Here is a 17038-nt window from a genome sequence, read left to right as displayed (position 1 = left end):
GTAATCCGCGTGAAACCAGGGATGAAAATTCCGACATGTACATCTTGGTACATTAGGAATTTGAGATCCCGCCGTTTCACGATGGAGTGCGCAAAAAAGATGGTTTTAATGGTGGGTATAACTGGGATTGAACCAGTGACCCCTACGATGTCAACGTAGTGCTCTCCCGCTGAGCTATACACCCTTTGGTTTTATTGAATATACTGAAAACAATTAAAGTGCAATTCAAAAAAATGTATTTCTCTATTTTAAAGATAACTGTATGATAAAACTTGATAATATTTAACATAAAAAATGGAGGTCTACTATGAAACTAAAAAATCTTCTTACTTCTATTACCTTGGTTGTTGCTTGTGAAAGCTTTGGGGCTTTTAATCCAGAGCAGTTATCTTCTGTTCCTAAAATAATTTCGACCCTACAACACACAACAAGGGAGGGAAGGCAGCACCTTCAAAAATATACGCAACAACTTGCAGACCTTCGAAACACCAGCCAACCAAGTTTGGAAGGCATGATGCGGCAAAACAAAGCGGCAGTTCAAGAGAATCTAGTTAACTTAAAGGGAACTTTAATGAATGAATACCGCCTGTTAACGGGACTTGTGACGGAACCGAGTTTATTCAGCGGTAAAACTATCAGAATAAAGAAGGCTTTTCACGCAAATCTGCACGATTTCTATCAACTGTGCCATAAGCTGCTAAGCGAGAACCTCGCAGTCAGCAAAGATGCAACACTATCAGAAAAAGTAGGCCCTGTGGCGGCTCTAGCAAAACAAAGGGAAGATTTTTTTCAAACTGTGCTTTCTTTGTATCAAGAAGATGTTGGGGCAGAAAAAAGTACCTTCTTAAAAGGTGGTGTTGGCGGAAAGCTTTCTGGGTATCTTCCAACTGTTGTTACGCCATACCTGTCAGACTATTTATATCTAACAGAATCCCGCTGTATAGACCTTGTTTTTCTAACAACTCTCCCAGAAGCCGCAGAAGAGTTAAAAGAGGCTTCTCAACTTTTGTGGGACCTAGAAACCACATTAACCGACAAGGAACTAAAAAAGGTCGAAGATGGTTATGGTTTTTATACATCTGAAAAATTAACCACTGAAAAGAAAAAAATTACGGGCAGTTTATCCCCCGCTGATCTTTTAGAGTTCATAAAATCCCAAAATTTCGCGCTAGAGGGATCCTCTCCCTTGAAGCCGTTAGTAGATGAACTTCAGCTGGCGGATGCAACTCAACCTGCCCCGGCACCTGTTGAAGCAGAAACTCCAACAGGCCCTTCTGAACCTGGATCACAAGACCAAACACCTTCCTCAACACAATCTGTAGAGGCCTCTATTACAGAGGAAAAAGAGATCCCTGCGCAAGAGACTGTCCCATCCGTTCATCCTGGCGAAGAAACTGGTGCGCCTGCACAACAAGCGGCTCCGGCCCCAACAGCTGTCTTGCCTGCAAAACCAGCTACTTTCTCTGCCATAGCCGCTATACCTCCTGCAGCTCAAGCAGACCAAAAACCTCAGCAAAAGACCCATAGAAGATCTCCAAAAGAAAGTTTTATGGTGTCTGTTTCCCTTGGTAGAAAATAATGATTATACAGATAAACTAAAAAAATTAATCCCTCGGGTTTCGGCCCGGGGGCCCATAAACAAAAGCACCTTCCAAAGCCCTTGCAAGTTTTGATGCAACTTCGTAATATGTTTTCGCCAGAAGAAAGGGGCTAAGACCGACAAAATGCATTTATTTTATATATTATTTTTATTCTTTACGTTCAACTTCTCTGCAAGCGCAAGTTCACTGCCCGATGCCCTAGCCGCTAACGCGAAAGAGGCCATTCTTATAAACCTGAATACAGATACCGTTTTGTACGCAAAAAATGCTGACTTGCCCACTAATCCCTCCTCCATGACTAAAATCATGCAAGTTTATTTGATTTTTGAGCGTTTGAAGCAAGGACGTCTAAAAATGGAAGATACATTTTCCGTAAGCCCCAAGGCCTGGAAAACTGAAGGGTCCCGCATGTTTCTGCCCGTTCATTCTCAAGTGAGCCTGAAAGATCTTTTGTTGGGAATCGTTGTACAATCAGGCAATGATGCCTCGGTAGCCCTAGCCGAAGGGATTGGAGGGACAGAAGAAAATTTCGCCCGAGAAATGACAGAAACGGCCCGAAAATTGGGCGCAACCAAATCAAACTTTGTCAATGCCACGGGCCTCTCTGGCCCCCGACACACCTCAACCGTCAGGGATTTAGCCACTATCAGCAAGAATCTCATTCAAAACTTTCCCGATTATTACCATCTATTTTCTGAAAAGTTTTTCAAGTTCAATAAAATTAAACAACCCAACCGAAATGCTCTTTTGTTCATTCCAGGACTAGGCTGCGATGGTATCAAAACGGGCCATACAGATGAAGGGGGCTACGGAATTGTGGCTTCAGCCCAGCAAAATGGCCAACGACTTCTTTTGGTCATCAATGGAACAGAATCAGAAATCGAACGCAAGAAAGTTGCAGAAGATCTGTTAAACTGGGGTTTCCGAGAATTTGAAAACACCCTTGTCTTAAAAGCCAATACATCTATAGCAACCCCCAAAGTTTCCATGGGAACTCAGTCGAGAATTCCAGTGGGCTCCTTAACGGATTTGTATGCCACCCTGCCCCGTGGAACGTATAAAAACTTCAAGCTAAGGGCTATTTATAAATCAATTCCTTTGAAAGCGCCCATCAAAAAAGGGTCAAGAGTGGGAACCTTGCAGGTTTACACTCCCCAAGGGGCTGTAGCTGACCTTCCCCTTATTGCTTTGGAAGATTCAGAAGAAGCTGGATTTTTAAGAAAAATTTGGTTAAAAGTATACGAAACTATTGCTGGGTAGGTCGTGAAAACAAAAGCTAAATTTATTACATTTGAAGGCGGAGAAGGTGCAGGAAAAACCACCCAAATCCAAATCTTAGAAAAGTTACTCAAATCCCACGGGCTTCCTGTTATTACCACGCGCGAACCAGGGGGAACCATAGGGGCGGAATGCTTAAGATCTTTGCTAAAAGAACAACCTGACGCCCACTTTGACGCTTACTCCCAAACCCTTATTTTATATGCAGCCCGCCGAGACTTAGTTGAAAAAATCATCAAACCTGCGCTCGCAAAAAATGTGTGGGTCTTGTGTGACCGCTTTGCTGACTCTACCTTTGTTTATCAGGGATTTGCCCAGGGGCTACCCATCGCCTCAATTGAAAAAATTCACAATCTTGTGCTGGGGTCTTTTACCCCCGATCTAACTTTCTTTTTTGATATTCCTCCTGAAGCTGGCATCAAGCGCACAAAGGAACGCACGGAAAGCCTAGACCTATTCACCTATGACAATTTTGATTTCAAAGATTTAGATTTTCACGAAAAAATATATGAAGGTTTTCAAATCCTAGCCGCAGGCAGCAAACGCATTCTTCCCATTAACGCCCTATTGCCGACTGAACAAGTCACAGATCAGCTTCTTGACGCCCTCAATGCTCGCTTTCAGATAGGGTTAGAGTAGAAAACAATGGCAACTGGTTGTTTTGCACAATATCCTCAACAACTGGAAACCTTAAAGAAAGCTTTTTCCCAGAATACTCCTCACCATGGCTGGATTCTGTCTGGCCCCCGCGGGGTTGGTAAGGGTGCATTTGCTGAAGGCTTTGCAGTCCGCCTCCTGCAAGAAAATTTAGCCATACCTGATGATACCGAATACCATATTGAACAAAACGCCCATCCCAATTTTCTAAGAATCACCCCTTCTACTGACGCAGTCCAAAGTACTATTACCGTTGATCAAGTTCGTTCTTTAAAGGCTTTTGCACAAAAAACAACGGCTGATGGATCTTGGAAAGTTATTGTGATCAACAGTTTGAATGACCTGGGCATTAATGCGTCTAACGCTTTGCTGAAAATTCTGGAAGAGCCTCAACCCAAAACCATATTTTTTCTGATTTTTCATAGCGGAAGCCCCCTGCTGCCCACCTTGCGTTCTCGGTGCACTGTTTTGTCTTTTCATCCACAGATTAGCGCGGAACAAAATAGTGGGTCACTGGCTCACGCGATCGCCAAGAATCGTTCAGGTCTTTTAAGCCTGTTAGAAACCCCAGAAATACAAACCTTGACTGACCAATTGTTAGACATTCTCAAAACCCCTAAGATAGACTATGGCAAAGTCTATGCTTTGGTAAACTCTATTCAAAAAGCTCCAGAAAAATTTCATGTTTTTTCTGAAATTGTCTTGTGGAGCCTCAACCAGATTATTCAAGCAAAAACTCAGCCTGAATCTCCCTTTGCAGGGTTGTTTCAGGGGTGGAATGCTGTGCCCCTAGCCCAAATTCTAAAAATTCAGTCTGACCTTATGCATTTGTTAAACCAACAGAAAACCTTAAACCTCGACCGCCGGCATACTCTGTTGGGGGCGTTTTTTAGTATGTCTTCCCTAAAAACCTTGTAAACCCCCATGTTCCAATCGGCAAAAAGGCCCCCAAAATTAACTTATAGGATTGGCATAATTCATCAGACAAACTCTTAAAACCTTCATGCACAAAGGTCGAGACCAGAACAAAAAATCCAATCGTTAACAAACTAAAAATCACTTTCCATCTTATATTTAAATCATCTAAAAGCTCTTTTTTGCCATAAAGCGTCCACCCCAACAAAAACCCAATCAATCCATAAAAAGAACCCCAGACATGGGTTGGCATCACGTCAGTCCTTAGAAAAACCAGCATGGGAATAGCAACCCCCACCAAAATCCACCCCATCGCAAAGGGATATTTTTTCAGAAGCTCCCTGTTTTTAAAATATCCATACGCAAGAATTAGCATGACCGACACGGTAAACCCCGCCAATTCGTCAGTCAAACTATGAAATCCCGCATGAATCATGGCCCACCCTTGCCCAAGCAGAATACAAGGGATCAAAATTCGAACAGTTCTATTTTTGATGGTATAAAAAATCCATCCATAAAACGCTACCGCTGCCTGCATATGCCCACTGGGAAAGGCATAGCCTTCTATGCCTAAAGCAGGATTCAAGGGAATTTGAAAAATATTCTTAAGAGTTGCCGAAAAAATCATAGTGAAAAATAGCAGCACAAAAGCATGCCAAAAGGTTTTATCTTTGTAAAAAATACTCCCCAGAATAATGACCAGGGCATAGGCCGGTTGATGGCCAAAGAAAAGGAAAAAGTTTTGTAGGGTGTCTATGAATGTCATAAAATTATACTATCGTCGTTCCGAAAAGGCTGCAAGGTCCTTCTTCAAGCTTGATCCTCTAATGTATGAATGTTGGGAGCCCCCCAAAACTTCCCCTTAAAAAAACCTGCAATTTCGCGAAGTAATCGGTCAAAAAGCTAGGTTTTTCACCCCTCCACATGATCATTCACCAAGCCCACTGCCTGCATATAAGCATACATAATCGTTGATCCAACAAAGCTCATACCTCGCCTCTTCAGATCCTTTGAGAGAGCATCTGACTCTTTGGTCCGCACAGAAATATCCTGGTGAGTTTTGGGATTATTTATTTTTGGTGCACCCCCCACAAAGGCCCAAACGTAGGCATCAAAAGACCCAAATTCTTTTTGAATTTCAATAAAAACCCTAGCATTTTTGCGGGCTGAAAAAATCTTCAGCCGATTACGAATAATTCCCGAATCCTTCATTAGAACTGCCAACTGCTCATCCGTCATCTGGGCCACTTTTTTCACATCAAAGTTATGAAAAGAACTTCTATAACCGGCCCGTCGCTTCAGAATAGTTTCCCAGCTTAGCCCCGCCTGGGCGCCTTCTAAAATCAACATTTCAAAAAGTTTCTGGTCATCATGAACGGGCACACCCCATTCTTTATCATGATACTCTTCATAATCAGGTTTGTTGGTACCTACCCAGGTGCAGCGCTTCATTTATAAGACTTCTCGTGATCAAGCAGCCATTGTTTGCGGGTCAGCCCCCCAGCGTATCCCCCTAATTTACCACTGCTGTTAATGATCCGCTGACAAGGCACCAAAATGGCCAGTTGGTTCTTGCTATTGGCGTTCGCAACGGCCCGACAGGCTAAGGGTCTGCCCACATCCACCGCCTGTTGAGCATAGCTTTTTGTTTCACCATAGGGAATATTCTCTAATGCCCCCCAAACCAATTTCTGAAAGGGCGTGCCCCCAAAATGATAGGGGGTTTGAAACATCTTCAGTTTTCCCGCAAAATATAATTTTAGTTCTTGAGAAATAGACTGAAGAACTGCTAAGTTTCCCGGGCCAATAGGCACGCCCATCCTGGCTTGAAATTGGGCCATTTCACGCTCTATCCCTTTCCGATCGACAAACTCCAACAGATGCAATCCGTTATGATCAGCAATAGCAACCATATTCCCCAAGGGCGTTTCAATTGAAATGGATTCTAGTTTTTTTGTCATACTGTTTTATTCTTCTGATCCTCTTGGCAAAATCTTAACTTAAAAGTTCCTGAAAGTTTTATGGATGACACATACTGTAAACAAATTTCTAATTCTGGTTTTTTCTTATAATGAAACAATATCCCTGTATAATCTGCATAGGATAAAGACTGATCAGGCATTATTTCTGCCACAAGATTATCTAAAAGCTTGAAAACCACTTTTTTTCCCAAAGGAACAGCCATTATAACCGTCCCTTTGCTGACATCAGAAGCTTCTGAGAACAAAAAAACCTCAGCCCCGTCAGTTTTAACTAAAAAGATTCCTGGCTTCTCTTTTGCGCTTGATTTCCCATCTGTTTCTGACAAAACCCTAGCTGCACAGTTAACAGGAGGCCACTTATAAGGATTCAATTCAGGTTGATCAAAAACCTGAATGCTAGAAGTTTGTTCATCTACTGTCAGCACAAGTGTTCTTTGGCGGTTAACAGGAATAGTCCCCGAATCGATTACAGCTGAAAAAGCGGGCTGCTCTATGAATACTCCACCCCAAACAAGGCCCAGAACACTATACTTTATAAACCTCTGAAACATTCCTATATCCTTCTAATTTGCGACATTCCAAGGCGGAATGTATCAGAATAGGCAGATAAATCAAGACGAGAAAATAATCCCAGATGGGTCAACTGACTCTCTCAGCCTTACTTTTATCTGCGTTTATTTAACAGCCTATTGAAATATTCAAAATAAATATTTATATAATCAAAAGTATAGGAAACATATTTTTTATTAGGAGCCAAAATGAAAAAAATTTTATTATCTATTTTCTTGTTGTCTAGTCTTCAAGAAGCAGAAGCTGCTGCCGCGCCTGAGCAAGATGCTTCTAACTCTAGAAAAAGATCTGAGCAAGAAGAGCCTGGGGCTAGAAAAAGAAAATATTCTGAATCTGATGTGGCTGTTGATGAACAGCATCAGATGAGTCTTTTGGAGGACTCCATGGCAGCTGTCACTTTCCTGAAGGTAGAGCAGCTTCCACCTGCTCCTCGAAAGGCAGCTCCATGCGAGAAATTTAATCCTCGCTTTAATCCCGAATTTAATGACCATCTAACTCTCATGATGGCAGCAAATAAGGACTTTGTTTTTACAGATGAATTCGTGGACGGACTCTATGTCCTCTTTCTTCGTCGCCAAAGCCATCCATAGACTGAAAACCTTCCTGCTTATTTCTATGCCTATTTTTTAGGCAATCTCAGCAATATGCAGGAAGGCTAAGTTTAAACCGCCATCCTCTGCCCCCTTATACGCACAGTTATCCACAATTTCTGTGGAGGAAAATCCAAAATGTCTTCTGCAGATTTATCAAAGAACAATTGTGAAAAACAGTTTTTAATTCACATAAAACATGGGGTTAAAACGTCCCCCCAATAATCAATTGAAGTTCGTGGATTCTTTCTGCTGAGGCCTTCTGATAAAAATGTGTTAGGGTAAAGACAGTACAAGATCAAACTGCTTACGAGAAAGAGGTTATCATGTCAAACGAACTTATGATTCATCGACTTGAACAAAAACATGACCTTCTCCAACAAGAGATCAGCAAAGTGCAAAATCTAGCTTTGCCGAATGTAAGTTTGCTTAGAGAATTAAAAGTACGCAAACTACAACTCAAGGAGGAGCTTTTCAAACTCTTATCTAAATAGTTAGTGTACTCTCCCTAATACCTTCACTATTTCTAGACCGTTTACTTAACTGTAAACGGTTGTTTTTTTGTTGTTTGTCTTATTATTTCGTATTAAGGTGGCCCTGGTCAAGGCAATGATGCATTTTAGAGACAAATTTTATAGGCACTTGTTGCAAAAAGGATACTAAAAATGAAACTGTTATTCTGTGGTGATGTTGTAGGCAGAACAGGCCGGGAAGCTATTCTTGAGCATATCCCCCTACTTAGGAACAGGCTAGGCCTAGATTATGTCATTGTAAATGCAGAAAATGCGGCCCATGGATTTGGGGTAACGCCTGCCATTTGTAAAGATATGTACGCAGCTGGGGTTGACGTTATTACCACAGGAAACCATATATGGGATCAAAAAGATATTGTTGGCCATATTGATCAAGATAAAAACCTTTTGCGCCCTTTGAACTACCCCCCTAAAACCCCAGGAAATGGCTTTGTTGTCGTTCAGAAAGACAATGCCCCTGCCCTTTTGGTTGTTAACTTAATGGGCCGCCTTTTTATGGATGCTCTTGATGATCCCTTTGCCGCCATGGATGCTTTGTTGCGCACCTATACGCTGGGCAAAAACGTTGCTGCAATTTTTGTCGACTTTCATGCGGAAGCCACCTCAGAAAAGATGGCAGCCGGACATTATTTTGATGGGCGCATCAGTGGCCTGGTGGGAACCCACACCCATGTGCCCACGGCAGACTGTCATATTTTACCCAAAGGAACCGCCTATCAAACAGATGCCGGTATGACGGGGGATTATGATTCGGTGGTTGGTATGAAAAAAGATGTCCCCATTGATCGTTTTGTTAAGAAATTCTCAAAAGAGCGCCTCTCTGCCGCTGATGGCCCTGCCACCCTGTGCGGTACATTTATTGAAACAGATGATAAAACGGGAAAAGCCCTAAAAATAATCCCCATTCGAGTAGGCGGCATACTTCCCCAAATAGAAACCTTGTGATATAAGAATCAGCATACACGGCAAGGACGAAGGAAAAAATGGCAGGACATTCGCAATTTAAAAACATTATGCACCGCAAAGGTGCCCAAGACGCCAAGAAGGCAAAGATTTTCACAAAACTGATTCGAGAATTAACCGTAGCCTCAAGAGAAGGTGGACAAGATCCCCACTCTAACCCTCGGCTGCGCGCCGCCGTTATTGCCGCTCGCGAAGCCAACATGACGCGCGACACCATGGATCGTGCCATTTCCCGAGGCGCCGGCAATTTAGAAGGCGAGAATTACGAAGAAATCCGCTATGAGGGTTATGGGCCCGGCGGCGCAGCTGTTATCATTGAAGCTTTGACCGATAACCGCAATCGCACAGCCCCAGAAATTCGGTCCGCCTTTACAAAATCTGGGGGAAGCCTGGGGGAAACGAACAGCGTTAGCTTTCAGTTCCAACGGGTTGGGCTTATTGAGTATCCTCAAAGCAAAGTTTCCGCCGAAGACCTCTTTGAAAAAGCACTTGAAGCCGGTGCGGAAGACGTAACTCAAGAGGGAGATCTTCACCAGATTTATTGTGACTTCAATGATCTGCAAACAGTCCGGGACGCTCTTATTGCTCAGTTGGGGGACCCCACCTCAGCTAAACTTATCTGGAAACCCCTGAATTTGGTACCTGTTCAAGACGAGGATACCGCCAAATCTTTGCTGAAATTGATGGATACTCTGGAAGACAACGATGACGTCCAGCGGGTCTTTTCAAATTTTGACATTCCCGAAAGCATTTTGGATAAGCTAGCGTAACTCGCTCCCTCCCTAATCCCGCTATTGCCTTCCTTGCCCCACCCTTGAATTCCTCAGGCCCCTTTTTTTTGCCTTCCTCAGTCCCATTTTTTGCCTTCCTCGGGCTCTCTTTTTTTGCTTTCCTCGGGCTTGACCCGAGGACCCACGCCTTACTTAAAGGGCTACACCCTGAAACAACTGGATTGTCACAGAATTTCTTCTCAATGACGGAAAAGAAATCAACACACGGCCCTTAAAACATCGGACACAGGAATATCTTTCACATCCAAAGTGCCATGATCTAGGGATTTAAGAATAGTAAGATGCTCAGCTAAAGGATGAACCTTAGCCGCTTTGGTTTTGCCGAACAGGGAAATAAGGGGCTTTCCACCCAAAGCCAACAAATGACCAGTTCCCGAATCATTGGCAACGGATTTTTCAAAATAGCTGGACATTCCCGCGGTATAAAGGGGTGACTTCAGCCATTCAGGATATTCTTGCAAGGGGAATAGGGCCTCGGGCAGCACGTCTTTTAACAGTTCTTTCCAAGAAGCTTCTTGAGGACCCAGAATGAAAACAGGAACTTTGTTTTTGGCAACAAGCTCACGGGCAACTTCAATAAAGTTTTCCAAGGGCCACTGTTTAATTGTTTGCCCTGCCCCCGGCGCAAGCCCTACATAGGTCTTGTGGGCAGAAAAATACTCTTTAAAGGGCGTTTTATAATCCTCAGGAACTTTTGCAAACTGGGGTTCTGTTTTTTCACCCTTAATAGGCTCAATCAGAAATAAAAGTTTGTCTGACAAATGCTCAGAGCTTGGTTTACGCCCCCGCCCTGGGCTGTAGTCAGAAAAAACATAATGCTGGGTTGATGAGATAAACTTTTTATGGGGAATTTTTCTAAGAAGCAACGTATTTTTCAAATCCCGTTGCGTATCAATGATTAAATCAAAAGAATGTTCTTTAAAAGTAGATCCCTTCAAAAGGCTTTTCCAATCAAGGTCGGCAAAAGCATGTTCTTTTGTGTCTGCAAAAATACCATCAACCAGAGGGGCTAGCATCTCTTTAAAAGCCGTCTTCCCATAACCCGCCCACCAATGAATTTCAGCCTTGGGAAACAGATCGCGCACCCCATAGACAAAAGGCATTTTCAAAAGGGCATCGCCCAGAAGATCTTCCCCAACAAAGATAAGAATTTTTTTAGGGGTCATTATGCTGAGTATCCTCCCAAGAATTCATCAAATTTTCAAATGGTCGGAGCGGCGGGATTTGAACCCACGACCCCTACACCCCCAGCGTAGTGCGCTACCAGGCTGCGCCACGCTCCGATCGCTTAAAAATTTATTGTACTATATCAGGCATCTTTTAAAAAACAATAGACTTGTGCGTTCTTTTAAACATTTCCTTCTTTGGGCTCTGATAATGGATCAGTTGGCGGATCTATATCAGAAGAATCGTCATCATCTCGTGGATGTTTTTCACCAGCCCGCCCATCCTCTTCAGCTTTTTTTGCAGCTTGATTTACCATCCTTTTCATATCTTTATAAAGCACTTTAGCCTTTTCTTTTCCTAAATCTCCTGCCCTCTGATAAGACCTAAGCGCCTTCCCCCGTTGTCCTAATTGCAAAAAAATATCTCCGCATCCCACAAAACCAATGGGCTTATCATGGTTTGCTAAAATTTCATAATGTTTAAATGCTTCTTGTAAATCTGCAACTCCTCCCTCTCCATTGCCCAACATAAATGCAAGAGAAAGCCTCGCCTGATGATTGCCCTGATTTGCAGCAAGTTCATAATATTTCTTAGCTTCGGCCAAGTCTTCCTCTCCTCCATGCCCTTGATCACACATAATAGCATAAGCATATTGTGCATCTTCATTGCCTTGATCTGCACTCACCTTGTAATACTTTCTAGCTTCTTCTAAAGCTTGTGGTCCACCCTCTCCTTTTTCGCACATAGCGGCATAAACATATTGTGCATCCACATTGTCTTCATCAGCGGCAAGCTTATAATATGTTCTTGCTTCCTCTAAGTTTTGATCTCCTCCTTCTCCCTTGTGGCACATAGAAGCATAAGAATATTGACCCCAATTCAAACCTTGTTTAGCCATCTCTTTATAGTGTTTTCTAGCTTCTTCATAATTAAGAACTCCCCCAAAACTATTTTCACACATACCTGCATATTTGTCTCGAGAGTCAACATGTCCTTGTTCAGCACCAATCTTGAAACACCTTCTCGCTTCAATTAGATTTTTATCTCCTCCTATTCCCTGAAAACAGGCGACTGCATACGCATATAAGGCATCTAAATTGCCAGAATCTCCTAGAATTTTATTAACTCTTCTTCCCTCTTCTGCTGTTTCACGACCGAAGAGGTTAGAAGCTGTAAAATAATAAGGATAAACGTATCTTAAGGTAGAAAGCTTTATCAGAAGCTCTTCTTCCAAAGGATTCTCTCTTCCTTGATGCGCTAAAGAAACAGCGCTAAAGAATAAGTCTCTCGAAAGAAATGCTGTTTCTAACATTGCTACAGAAACATCCTTGAAAACAAAAGGTTTAATCCATTCTGGAATTATCCTAGTCATAGAGAATTTCATAACCGTAGGAAACTCCTGACCAAAAAAGGGTTTAAACATATATTCAGCGGTAATGCTATTGCTGCCTTTCTCTAAAGAAAAACCTCTGTCTATAAGGGGCAAAAAATAACTTTTTTGACTATACCGATCCACCGTAGAAAAAAAGGATTTTCTACCTTCCTTTAATTCAACAGCTTTGCCATCTACAATCTCCTCAAAAAAATCTTTCCCCGGCCAATCTATTAACTCTTCACCCCCCTGCAATTTCCATCCATTCCAGTCAGAGATAGATACATTTTTTGATAAGGCTGGATTAAAATAGACAAATTCTCTCCTAACCGTTTCTAAATTTATCATTGGCGCAAAAATACTGTGCATTTCAAATGCACGATGAAAGAACAGTTTATGTTTTTCTATAAGTCCTTCAGCTGTATTTGTTGTATTTGTTAAATTCTCTCCATACGTATAGACATCTTGCTTTAGGGTATCAATCAATGCTTCATCTTGGGCCATGAACTCAAAACTGTTTTTCCATTTTTCTTCAAATCTCTTATCTAAAATAGAATGGAACACCAGCTTATCTACCAAAAAAAGAACCTGCATCCGTTCTAAAAAGTCAGGATCTGACAATTTAGATTGATCATACTGAAAAAAATGCAAGGAAACTAAATTGGGCACATCACTATAGTAATGACGGCTTCGAATAAAAGAAAATAAAACCTGAGCAAAACTTTCTTCTTTATCCAAAGAAAAAGTTGGCCCATCCTTCTCCCCAAGAATTTCCCCTATATTTTTAGTTATGTTCTCAAAACCTGCGCGCTCTAAGTTTTGTGTTTCAGCCTTATCTCTAATCATTTCAAATAAGGCCAATTTTCTAACTGCTGGGAAAGATGCAACCTCTTCATGGGCTGCAAAAGAAAAGTGAGCATAAGCTAACAGAGTGCTGAAAACAGCAAATTTTAAAAACTTCATCAAAAAATCCTCTAAAAAATACTAATAGAGGGCATGTAGGTATTTAAAAAAGGATTTTCAAGGAAAAATTAAAAAATGAATTGAAAGCTCGCGTCTATAGCTAGATTACTTTAAAAGGGTACGAGGTACGAGGAGAGACATCTAGTAAAACCTAGGTTGCAGCGACGAGTAACGAGGTGCTCCTTTTATAAGGAATTAGCTAAAAAACTTTTCCAACTTTTCGCGGGGATTATCGGGAAATTTTTCTTCCCATTTTTGCAGAACGGCCTCTAAGTCCGCGGAATTTTTAGGGTATATGACCTCCAGATGGATCAGCTGATCCCCACGGGTTCCCTCACTTTCAATTCCACACCGCTCTAGCCTTAAGGGGTTTTGTAAAGGCGCCGCTGGGGGAATATTAAAGGAAACAGGGCCCCACAAGGTCGGCACATTAAAAGATCCTCCCCGAATATACTCAGGAACAGTCAAAGGATAGCAGAAAATAATATCCAATCCCTCCCGCATAAATAACGGATGATCTGCAATTTGAACTGTCAGAATAATATCCCCATTAACCCCATCATCTCTGGGGGGAAACCGCAATTTTTGATTATGCTCAACCCCAGCAGGAATAGAAATTTCTAAAGAGTTTTGATCCCCGGTACCCGTTAGGATAATTTTTTTTGTCACTCCATAGCAGGCTTCCAAGAAAGAGATTTTCAGAATATAGGCCAGGTCCTGTTTTTTATCATAGAAAGAAGCAGAAGAGCTTCTAAAAATATTCTTCAGCAATTCTTCCGTGCTAAATCCATAATCTTTAGGTGGCGGCGCAGATGGTTGTTCAGAGGTCCGATGTGTGTGGATCAAAAATTCATAAGCACAGGTTACTTCTTGGAATTTGTCTGAAGCTTCAGGATTGTCTGGATTTAAATCAGGATGATAGAGCTTAACCATTCGACGATAAGCCGTTTTAATATCTTCGTCTGTTGCCCCCTGGGAAAGGCCCAAAATTTTATAAGCATTCTCCATAGGGTAATACTAGCATATCTTTTTCAGACAATCCCACCACTTTCTTCATAAGGGTGGGCAAGGCAAGTTCGTGAAACCGTTCTGGTCTCACCCACTGCCCCACAAGAGTTGTGTGATTAGCCTGAATAAAGCTAACCTCCCCCACTAAATGAAAGTGAGTAAAAGTATGGGTGATAATGCCGGACAGCAGTTTTTCTTTCAGAATCTCAACCTTATCTAAAGGGTTCTGTAAATCATGCCCCTTAGTTGCCCAAGAAGTTGAAGGAAACCCCATCATTCCCCCCAGCAAATCCCTTGGAGGACGACGCTCTAAAAACACTTCTCCGCGATCATTCTGGATCCAAAAGAAAACAGTTTTACGAGTGGGCTTAGGTATTTTTGCAGCCTTATAGGGATAATTCTCAGGTGAATGCCCATAAGCCTTGCAAAAAGAGTGGACAGGGCACAAATCACACCGAGGCAACCGCGGCGTGCACACCATAGCCCCCAAATCCATCAGGGCCTGGGCATAGTCCCCCGGCCGTTCCGCTGGTGTTAGACTGGCTGCCACCTCTTTAATATTTTTCTTAGCTGCAGGCAGTGGTATTTTAATTTCAAAAAGGCGACTCATAACCCGTTCAATGTTCCCATCTACGACAACCGAAGATTCTTGAAAGGCAATGGCAGAAATGGCTGCAGCCGTATAGGGCCCTATACCTGGTAAAGCCATTAACTCTTTCTCTGTGTGTGGAAAGATTCCCTTATGTTCTAAACATAGTTGCCGGGCACATTTGTGCAGATTTCTGGCCCTAGAGTAATACCCCAGCCCTTGCCATGCGTGCAAAACCTCATCCAAAGAGGCCTCCGCCAACTGCTTAACCGTGGGCCACTTTGCTGTAAATCGATTGAAGTAAGATATAACCGTGGCAACGGTTGTTTGCTGCAACATAATTTCGCTAATCCAAACATAATAGGGGTTCGGTTTTTCATGCCCCTTTGCTCGCCAGGGAAGGCTGCGGCCTTTCTGGTCATACCAGGTTAAAAGACTTTGCTGAAAATCGGCGGGGCTATGCATAATTTTCCGATAGTTGTTCCCCAAAACTCAATGCTTTATCAATAAAAGCCATGGTCTTGGAAAGATCATCCCCCGTATCATCAATCCACACAAAAAAGGCAGCCCAGGAAATTAAAAATACACCTTTTTCCTTGGCCTGGCTGATTATGCTTTCCCCATCCAACCCATGGGCCACCCAAATTCTTCTTAAGAATTTATAGTCTGCGCAAAGGATTGATCGCATAAGCTTAGGCTTCCCCAAGGCTTCCGTCCTTAGTTCCAGAATTGCCGCCCTATAGGATCCCCAAAGTTCAAACTTCACCAGTAAGATTTCTAGAATTTTCTCTTTACGGTCATAATCTCCCCCGGGCACAAAAAGCTCTAAATGCTGCTGAGCCATCCACTCATAAAAAAACGGAAAGAAATCTTCCTTACGGGCAATATAGTCCTGAGCAGGCAAGCTTATACTATCCCACCCAGTGTCAGCAATTTGGCCCATGATATTGTTGATAAGCTCGTGCTTTGTCATGGCCTGTTATAGCATTTTTGAATGCAAGGACTAAAGGGAAAAAATAGAAAGTCTCACTACTTCTTTTAAATTCCTCGGGCCCCCCTATTGAATTCCTCGGCCCCCCTTTTTTTGAATTCCTCGGGCTCTCTTTTTCTTGCTTTCCTCGGGCTTGACCCGAGGATCCACGCCTTGCTTACAAGTCTTCCGATAAATCTTTCCACTCTGGGTTCAACTCCAGAATCAACTTAACTTTCCAAGCCCGAACCCAATGTTTTATATTTTTCTCCCGTTGAAAAGCTGCGTAAATATCATCACTTCCCTCATAGTATACCAGTTTCGTAAGAGCATATTTTTTGTAAAACCTGGCACTATTTTTTGTTTGTGCTCATCAACTCGACGAGGCAAATTATTAGTGAACCCAGTATAAAGGATGCCATTGGGTTTATTTGTCATTATGTAAACAAAATAGCGCATGTAAAATTTGATACAAAAAACGAATCCTTGGGTCAAGCCCTGGGCTCCATTTTTTTGATTCCCTATCTCCTATTACTTTCCTCGGGCTGCGCCCCGCTTTAAATAAGGCGTGGATCCTCGGCTCAAGGCCGAGGAAGGCAATATGGGGAACGAAGAGGGAAAACTCCTACTGATTCTCTCAGGCTTCGACCCGAGGGTCTATTTCTCCCCAGTTTGCTTCCCTCGGGCTTCGACCCGAGGGTCTATCTTAAAGAGAAAAAACATCTATTTTTCAATTAATAGTGGAAAAATCTCCTATAAGTTACATTTTGTAACAATTTTCTACTAGTCATTCATAAATATACGTGGTAAACAATGCACCGATCTAACAATAATTGAGGTTCAAATGTCTAAATTATTCCCCAAGTTTCGTCTACTACCACTTGCTTTTACTGCAGTTATAGCCCTTTCATCCCCCACCAAATCTTTCGCTGCACATGCTGCGCATCATGAATCTGGCGAAAGTCTGTTAGAAAAAACCAAAGTCGCTGCTGTTCATCTTTTTGTAACCAGAGAGTATTTTCCCCAACTTAAATCTTGGGGCTGAAGTAGCTAAGACCTAAAAGAGGGTCTATAATAGCTAGAATGTAT

18 protein-coding genes, 2 tRNA genes and 1 pseudogene are annotated in these 17038 nt (G+C 42.4%); 9 read left to right on the top strand and 12 right to left on the bottom strand.

Features of this window, described 5'->3' with window-relative positions; translation table 11 throughout:
* Positions 1 to 109: 109 nt before the first annotated feature.
* A tRNA-Val gene (locus WCG05_05060) sits at positions 110 to 184 on the bottom strand.
* A 123-nt stretch (positions 185 to 307) separates the two neighbouring features.
* Between WCG05_05060 and WCG05_05055 the strand changes: the two genes are divergently transcribed.
* The 4 genes from WCG05_05055 to WCG05_05040 all read left to right on the top strand — a co-directional run bounded on the left by WCG05_05055 (position 308) and on the right by WCG05_05040 (position 4454).
* Positions 308 to 1579: a hypothetical protein gene (locus WCG05_05055; protein ID MEI8321354.1), complete on the top strand. Its 1272-nt coding sequence runs from the start codon at positions 308 to 310 to the stop codon at positions 1577 to 1579.
* 145 nt (positions 1580 to 1724) lie between these two features.
* The gene (locus tag WCG05_05050) at positions 1725 to 2861 is read left to right on the top strand and encodes a D-alanyl-D-alanine carboxypeptidase family protein (GenBank protein ID MEI8321353.1); all 1137 of its coding nucleotides are present in this window, start codon (positions 1725 to 1727) and stop codon (positions 2859 to 2861) included.
* A 3-nt stretch (positions 2862 to 2864) separates the two neighbouring features.
* On the top strand, positions 2865 to 3518 hold the full coding sequence (gene tmk / locus WCG05_05045; protein MEI8321352.1) for a dTMP kinase: 654 nt from the start codon (positions 2865 to 2867) through the stop codon (positions 3516 to 3518).
* Positions 3519 to 3524: 6 nt separating this feature from the next.
* Positions 3525 to 4454 (top strand): hypothetical protein, encoded by a 930-nt coding sequence (locus WCG05_05040; protein MEI8321351.1) that lies wholly within the window; start codon positions 3525 to 3527, stop codon positions 4452 to 4454.
* Here the strand turns inward: WCG05_05040 and WCG05_05035 are convergent.
* From WCG05_05035 to WCG05_05020, 4 genes are all read right to left on the bottom strand, one after another.
* Positions 4426 to 5217 (bottom strand): phosphatase PAP2 family protein, encoded by a 792-nt coding sequence (locus tag WCG05_05035; GenBank protein MEI8321350.1) that lies wholly within the window; start codon positions 5215 to 5217, stop codon positions 4426 to 4428. The two genes, WCG05_05040 and WCG05_05035, sit on opposite strands and share 29 nt — an antisense overlap.
* 146 nt (positions 5218 to 5363) lie before the next feature.
* Positions 5364 to 5903: a DNA-3-methyladenine glycosylase I gene (locus WCG05_05030; GenBank protein ID MEI8321349.1), complete on the bottom strand. Its 540-nt coding sequence runs from the start codon at positions 5901 to 5903 to the stop codon at positions 5364 to 5366.
* Entirely contained in the window at positions 5900 to 6412 is a 513-nt protein-coding gene (locus WCG05_05025; GenBank protein ID MEI8321348.1) for a methylated-DNA--[protein]-cysteine S-methyltransferase, read from the bottom strand. The genes WCG05_05030 and WCG05_05025 overlap by 4 nt, the downstream gene beginning before the upstream one ends.
* A complete protein-coding gene (locus WCG05_05020; GenBank protein ID MEI8321347.1) occupies positions 6409 to 6984 on the bottom strand; it encodes a hypothetical protein in 576 nt (191 codons plus the stop codon). Before WCG05_05020 ends, WCG05_05025 begins: the two co-directional genes overlap by 4 nt.
* A gap of 207 nt (positions 6985 to 7191) precedes the next feature.
* Between WCG05_05020 and WCG05_05015 the strand changes: the two genes are divergently transcribed.
* The 4 genes from WCG05_05015 to WCG05_05000 all read left to right on the top strand — a co-directional run bounded on the left by WCG05_05015 (position 7192) and on the right by WCG05_05000 (position 9859).
* A complete protein-coding gene (locus WCG05_05015; GenBank protein MEI8321346.1) occupies positions 7192 to 7593 on the top strand; it encodes a hypothetical protein in 402 nt (133 codons plus the stop codon).
* Between the two features lie 326 nt (positions 7594 to 7919).
* Complete coding sequence (locus WCG05_05010) at positions 7920 to 8087, top strand: YdcH family protein (protein ID MEI8321345.1); 168 nt, start codon at positions 7920 to 7922, stop codon at positions 8085 to 8087.
* A 171-nt stretch (positions 8088 to 8258) separates the two neighbouring features.
* Positions 8259 to 9071 (top strand): TIGR00282 family metallophosphoesterase, encoded by an 813-nt coding sequence (locus tag WCG05_05005; protein ID MEI8321344.1) that lies wholly within the window; start codon positions 8259 to 8261, stop codon positions 9069 to 9071.
* 38 nt (positions 9072 to 9109) lie between these two features.
* Positions 9110 to 9859 carry a YebC/PmpR family DNA-binding transcriptional regulator gene (locus WCG05_05000; GenBank protein ID MEI8321343.1) on the top strand — a complete coding sequence of 250 codons (750 nt, stop codon included), beginning with the start codon at positions 9110 to 9112 and terminating at the stop codon, positions 9857 to 9859.
* A gap of 218 nt (positions 9860 to 10077) precedes the next feature.
* Here WCG05_05000 and WCG05_04995 read toward each other — a convergent pair whose 3' ends face one another.
* From WCG05_04995 to WCG05_04965, 7 genes and pseudogenes are all read right to left on the bottom strand, one after another.
* Positions 10078 to 11046 carry a glycosyltransferase family 9 protein gene (locus WCG05_04995; GenBank protein ID MEI8321342.1) on the bottom strand — a complete coding sequence of 323 codons (969 nt, stop codon included), beginning with the start codon at positions 11044 to 11046 and terminating at the stop codon, positions 10078 to 10080.
* A 40-nt stretch (positions 11047 to 11086) separates the two neighbouring features.
* Positions 11087 to 11163: transfer RNA gene (locus WCG05_04990), tRNA-Pro, on the bottom strand.
* 65 nt (positions 11164 to 11228) lie between these two features.
* Positions 11229 to 13382, bottom strand: a complete 2154-nt coding sequence (locus tag WCG05_04985) for a tetratricopeptide repeat protein (protein ID MEI8321341.1) — start codon at positions 13380 to 13382, stop codon at positions 11229 to 11231.
* 195 nt (positions 13383 to 13577) lie between these two features.
* The gene (locus WCG05_04980; protein MEI8321340.1) at positions 13578 to 14390 is read right to left on the bottom strand and encodes a DnaJ C-terminal domain-containing protein; all 813 of its coding nucleotides are present in this window, start codon (positions 14388 to 14390) and stop codon (positions 13578 to 13580) included.
* Positions 14374 to 15444 carry an A/G-specific adenine glycosylase gene (mutY, locus tag WCG05_04975; protein ID MEI8321339.1) on the bottom strand — a complete coding sequence of 357 codons (1071 nt, stop codon included), beginning with the start codon at positions 15442 to 15444 and terminating at the stop codon, positions 14374 to 14376. Before mutY ends, WCG05_04980 begins: the two co-directional genes overlap by 17 nt.
* Positions 15437 to 15952 (bottom strand): hypothetical protein, encoded by a 516-nt coding sequence (locus WCG05_04970; protein MEI8321338.1) that lies wholly within the window; start codon positions 15950 to 15952, stop codon positions 15437 to 15439. The genes mutY and WCG05_04970 overlap by 8 nt, the downstream gene beginning before the upstream one ends.
* Positions 15953 to 16127: 175 nt before the next feature.
* A pseudogene (locus tag WCG05_04965) lies at positions 16128 to 16408 on the bottom strand (GIY-YIG nuclease family protein).
* Positions 16409 to 16793: 385 nt separating this feature from the next.
* Between WCG05_04965 and WCG05_04960 the strand changes: the two are divergent.
* Positions 16794 to 16994 carry a hypothetical protein gene (locus WCG05_04960; GenBank protein ID MEI8321337.1) on the top strand — a complete coding sequence of 67 codons (201 nt, stop codon included), beginning with the start codon at positions 16794 to 16796 and terminating at the stop codon, positions 16992 to 16994.
* The last annotated feature ends 44 nt before the right edge of the window (positions 16995 to 17038 follow it).

This window comes from Alphaproteobacteria bacterium, assembly GCA_037146715.1.
In the GTDB taxonomy this organism is placed as follows: domain Bacteria; phylum Pseudomonadota; class Alphaproteobacteria; order UBA7879; family UBA5542; genus JBAWWO01.
This window is presented reverse-complemented; position numbering and strand designations above follow the sequence as displayed.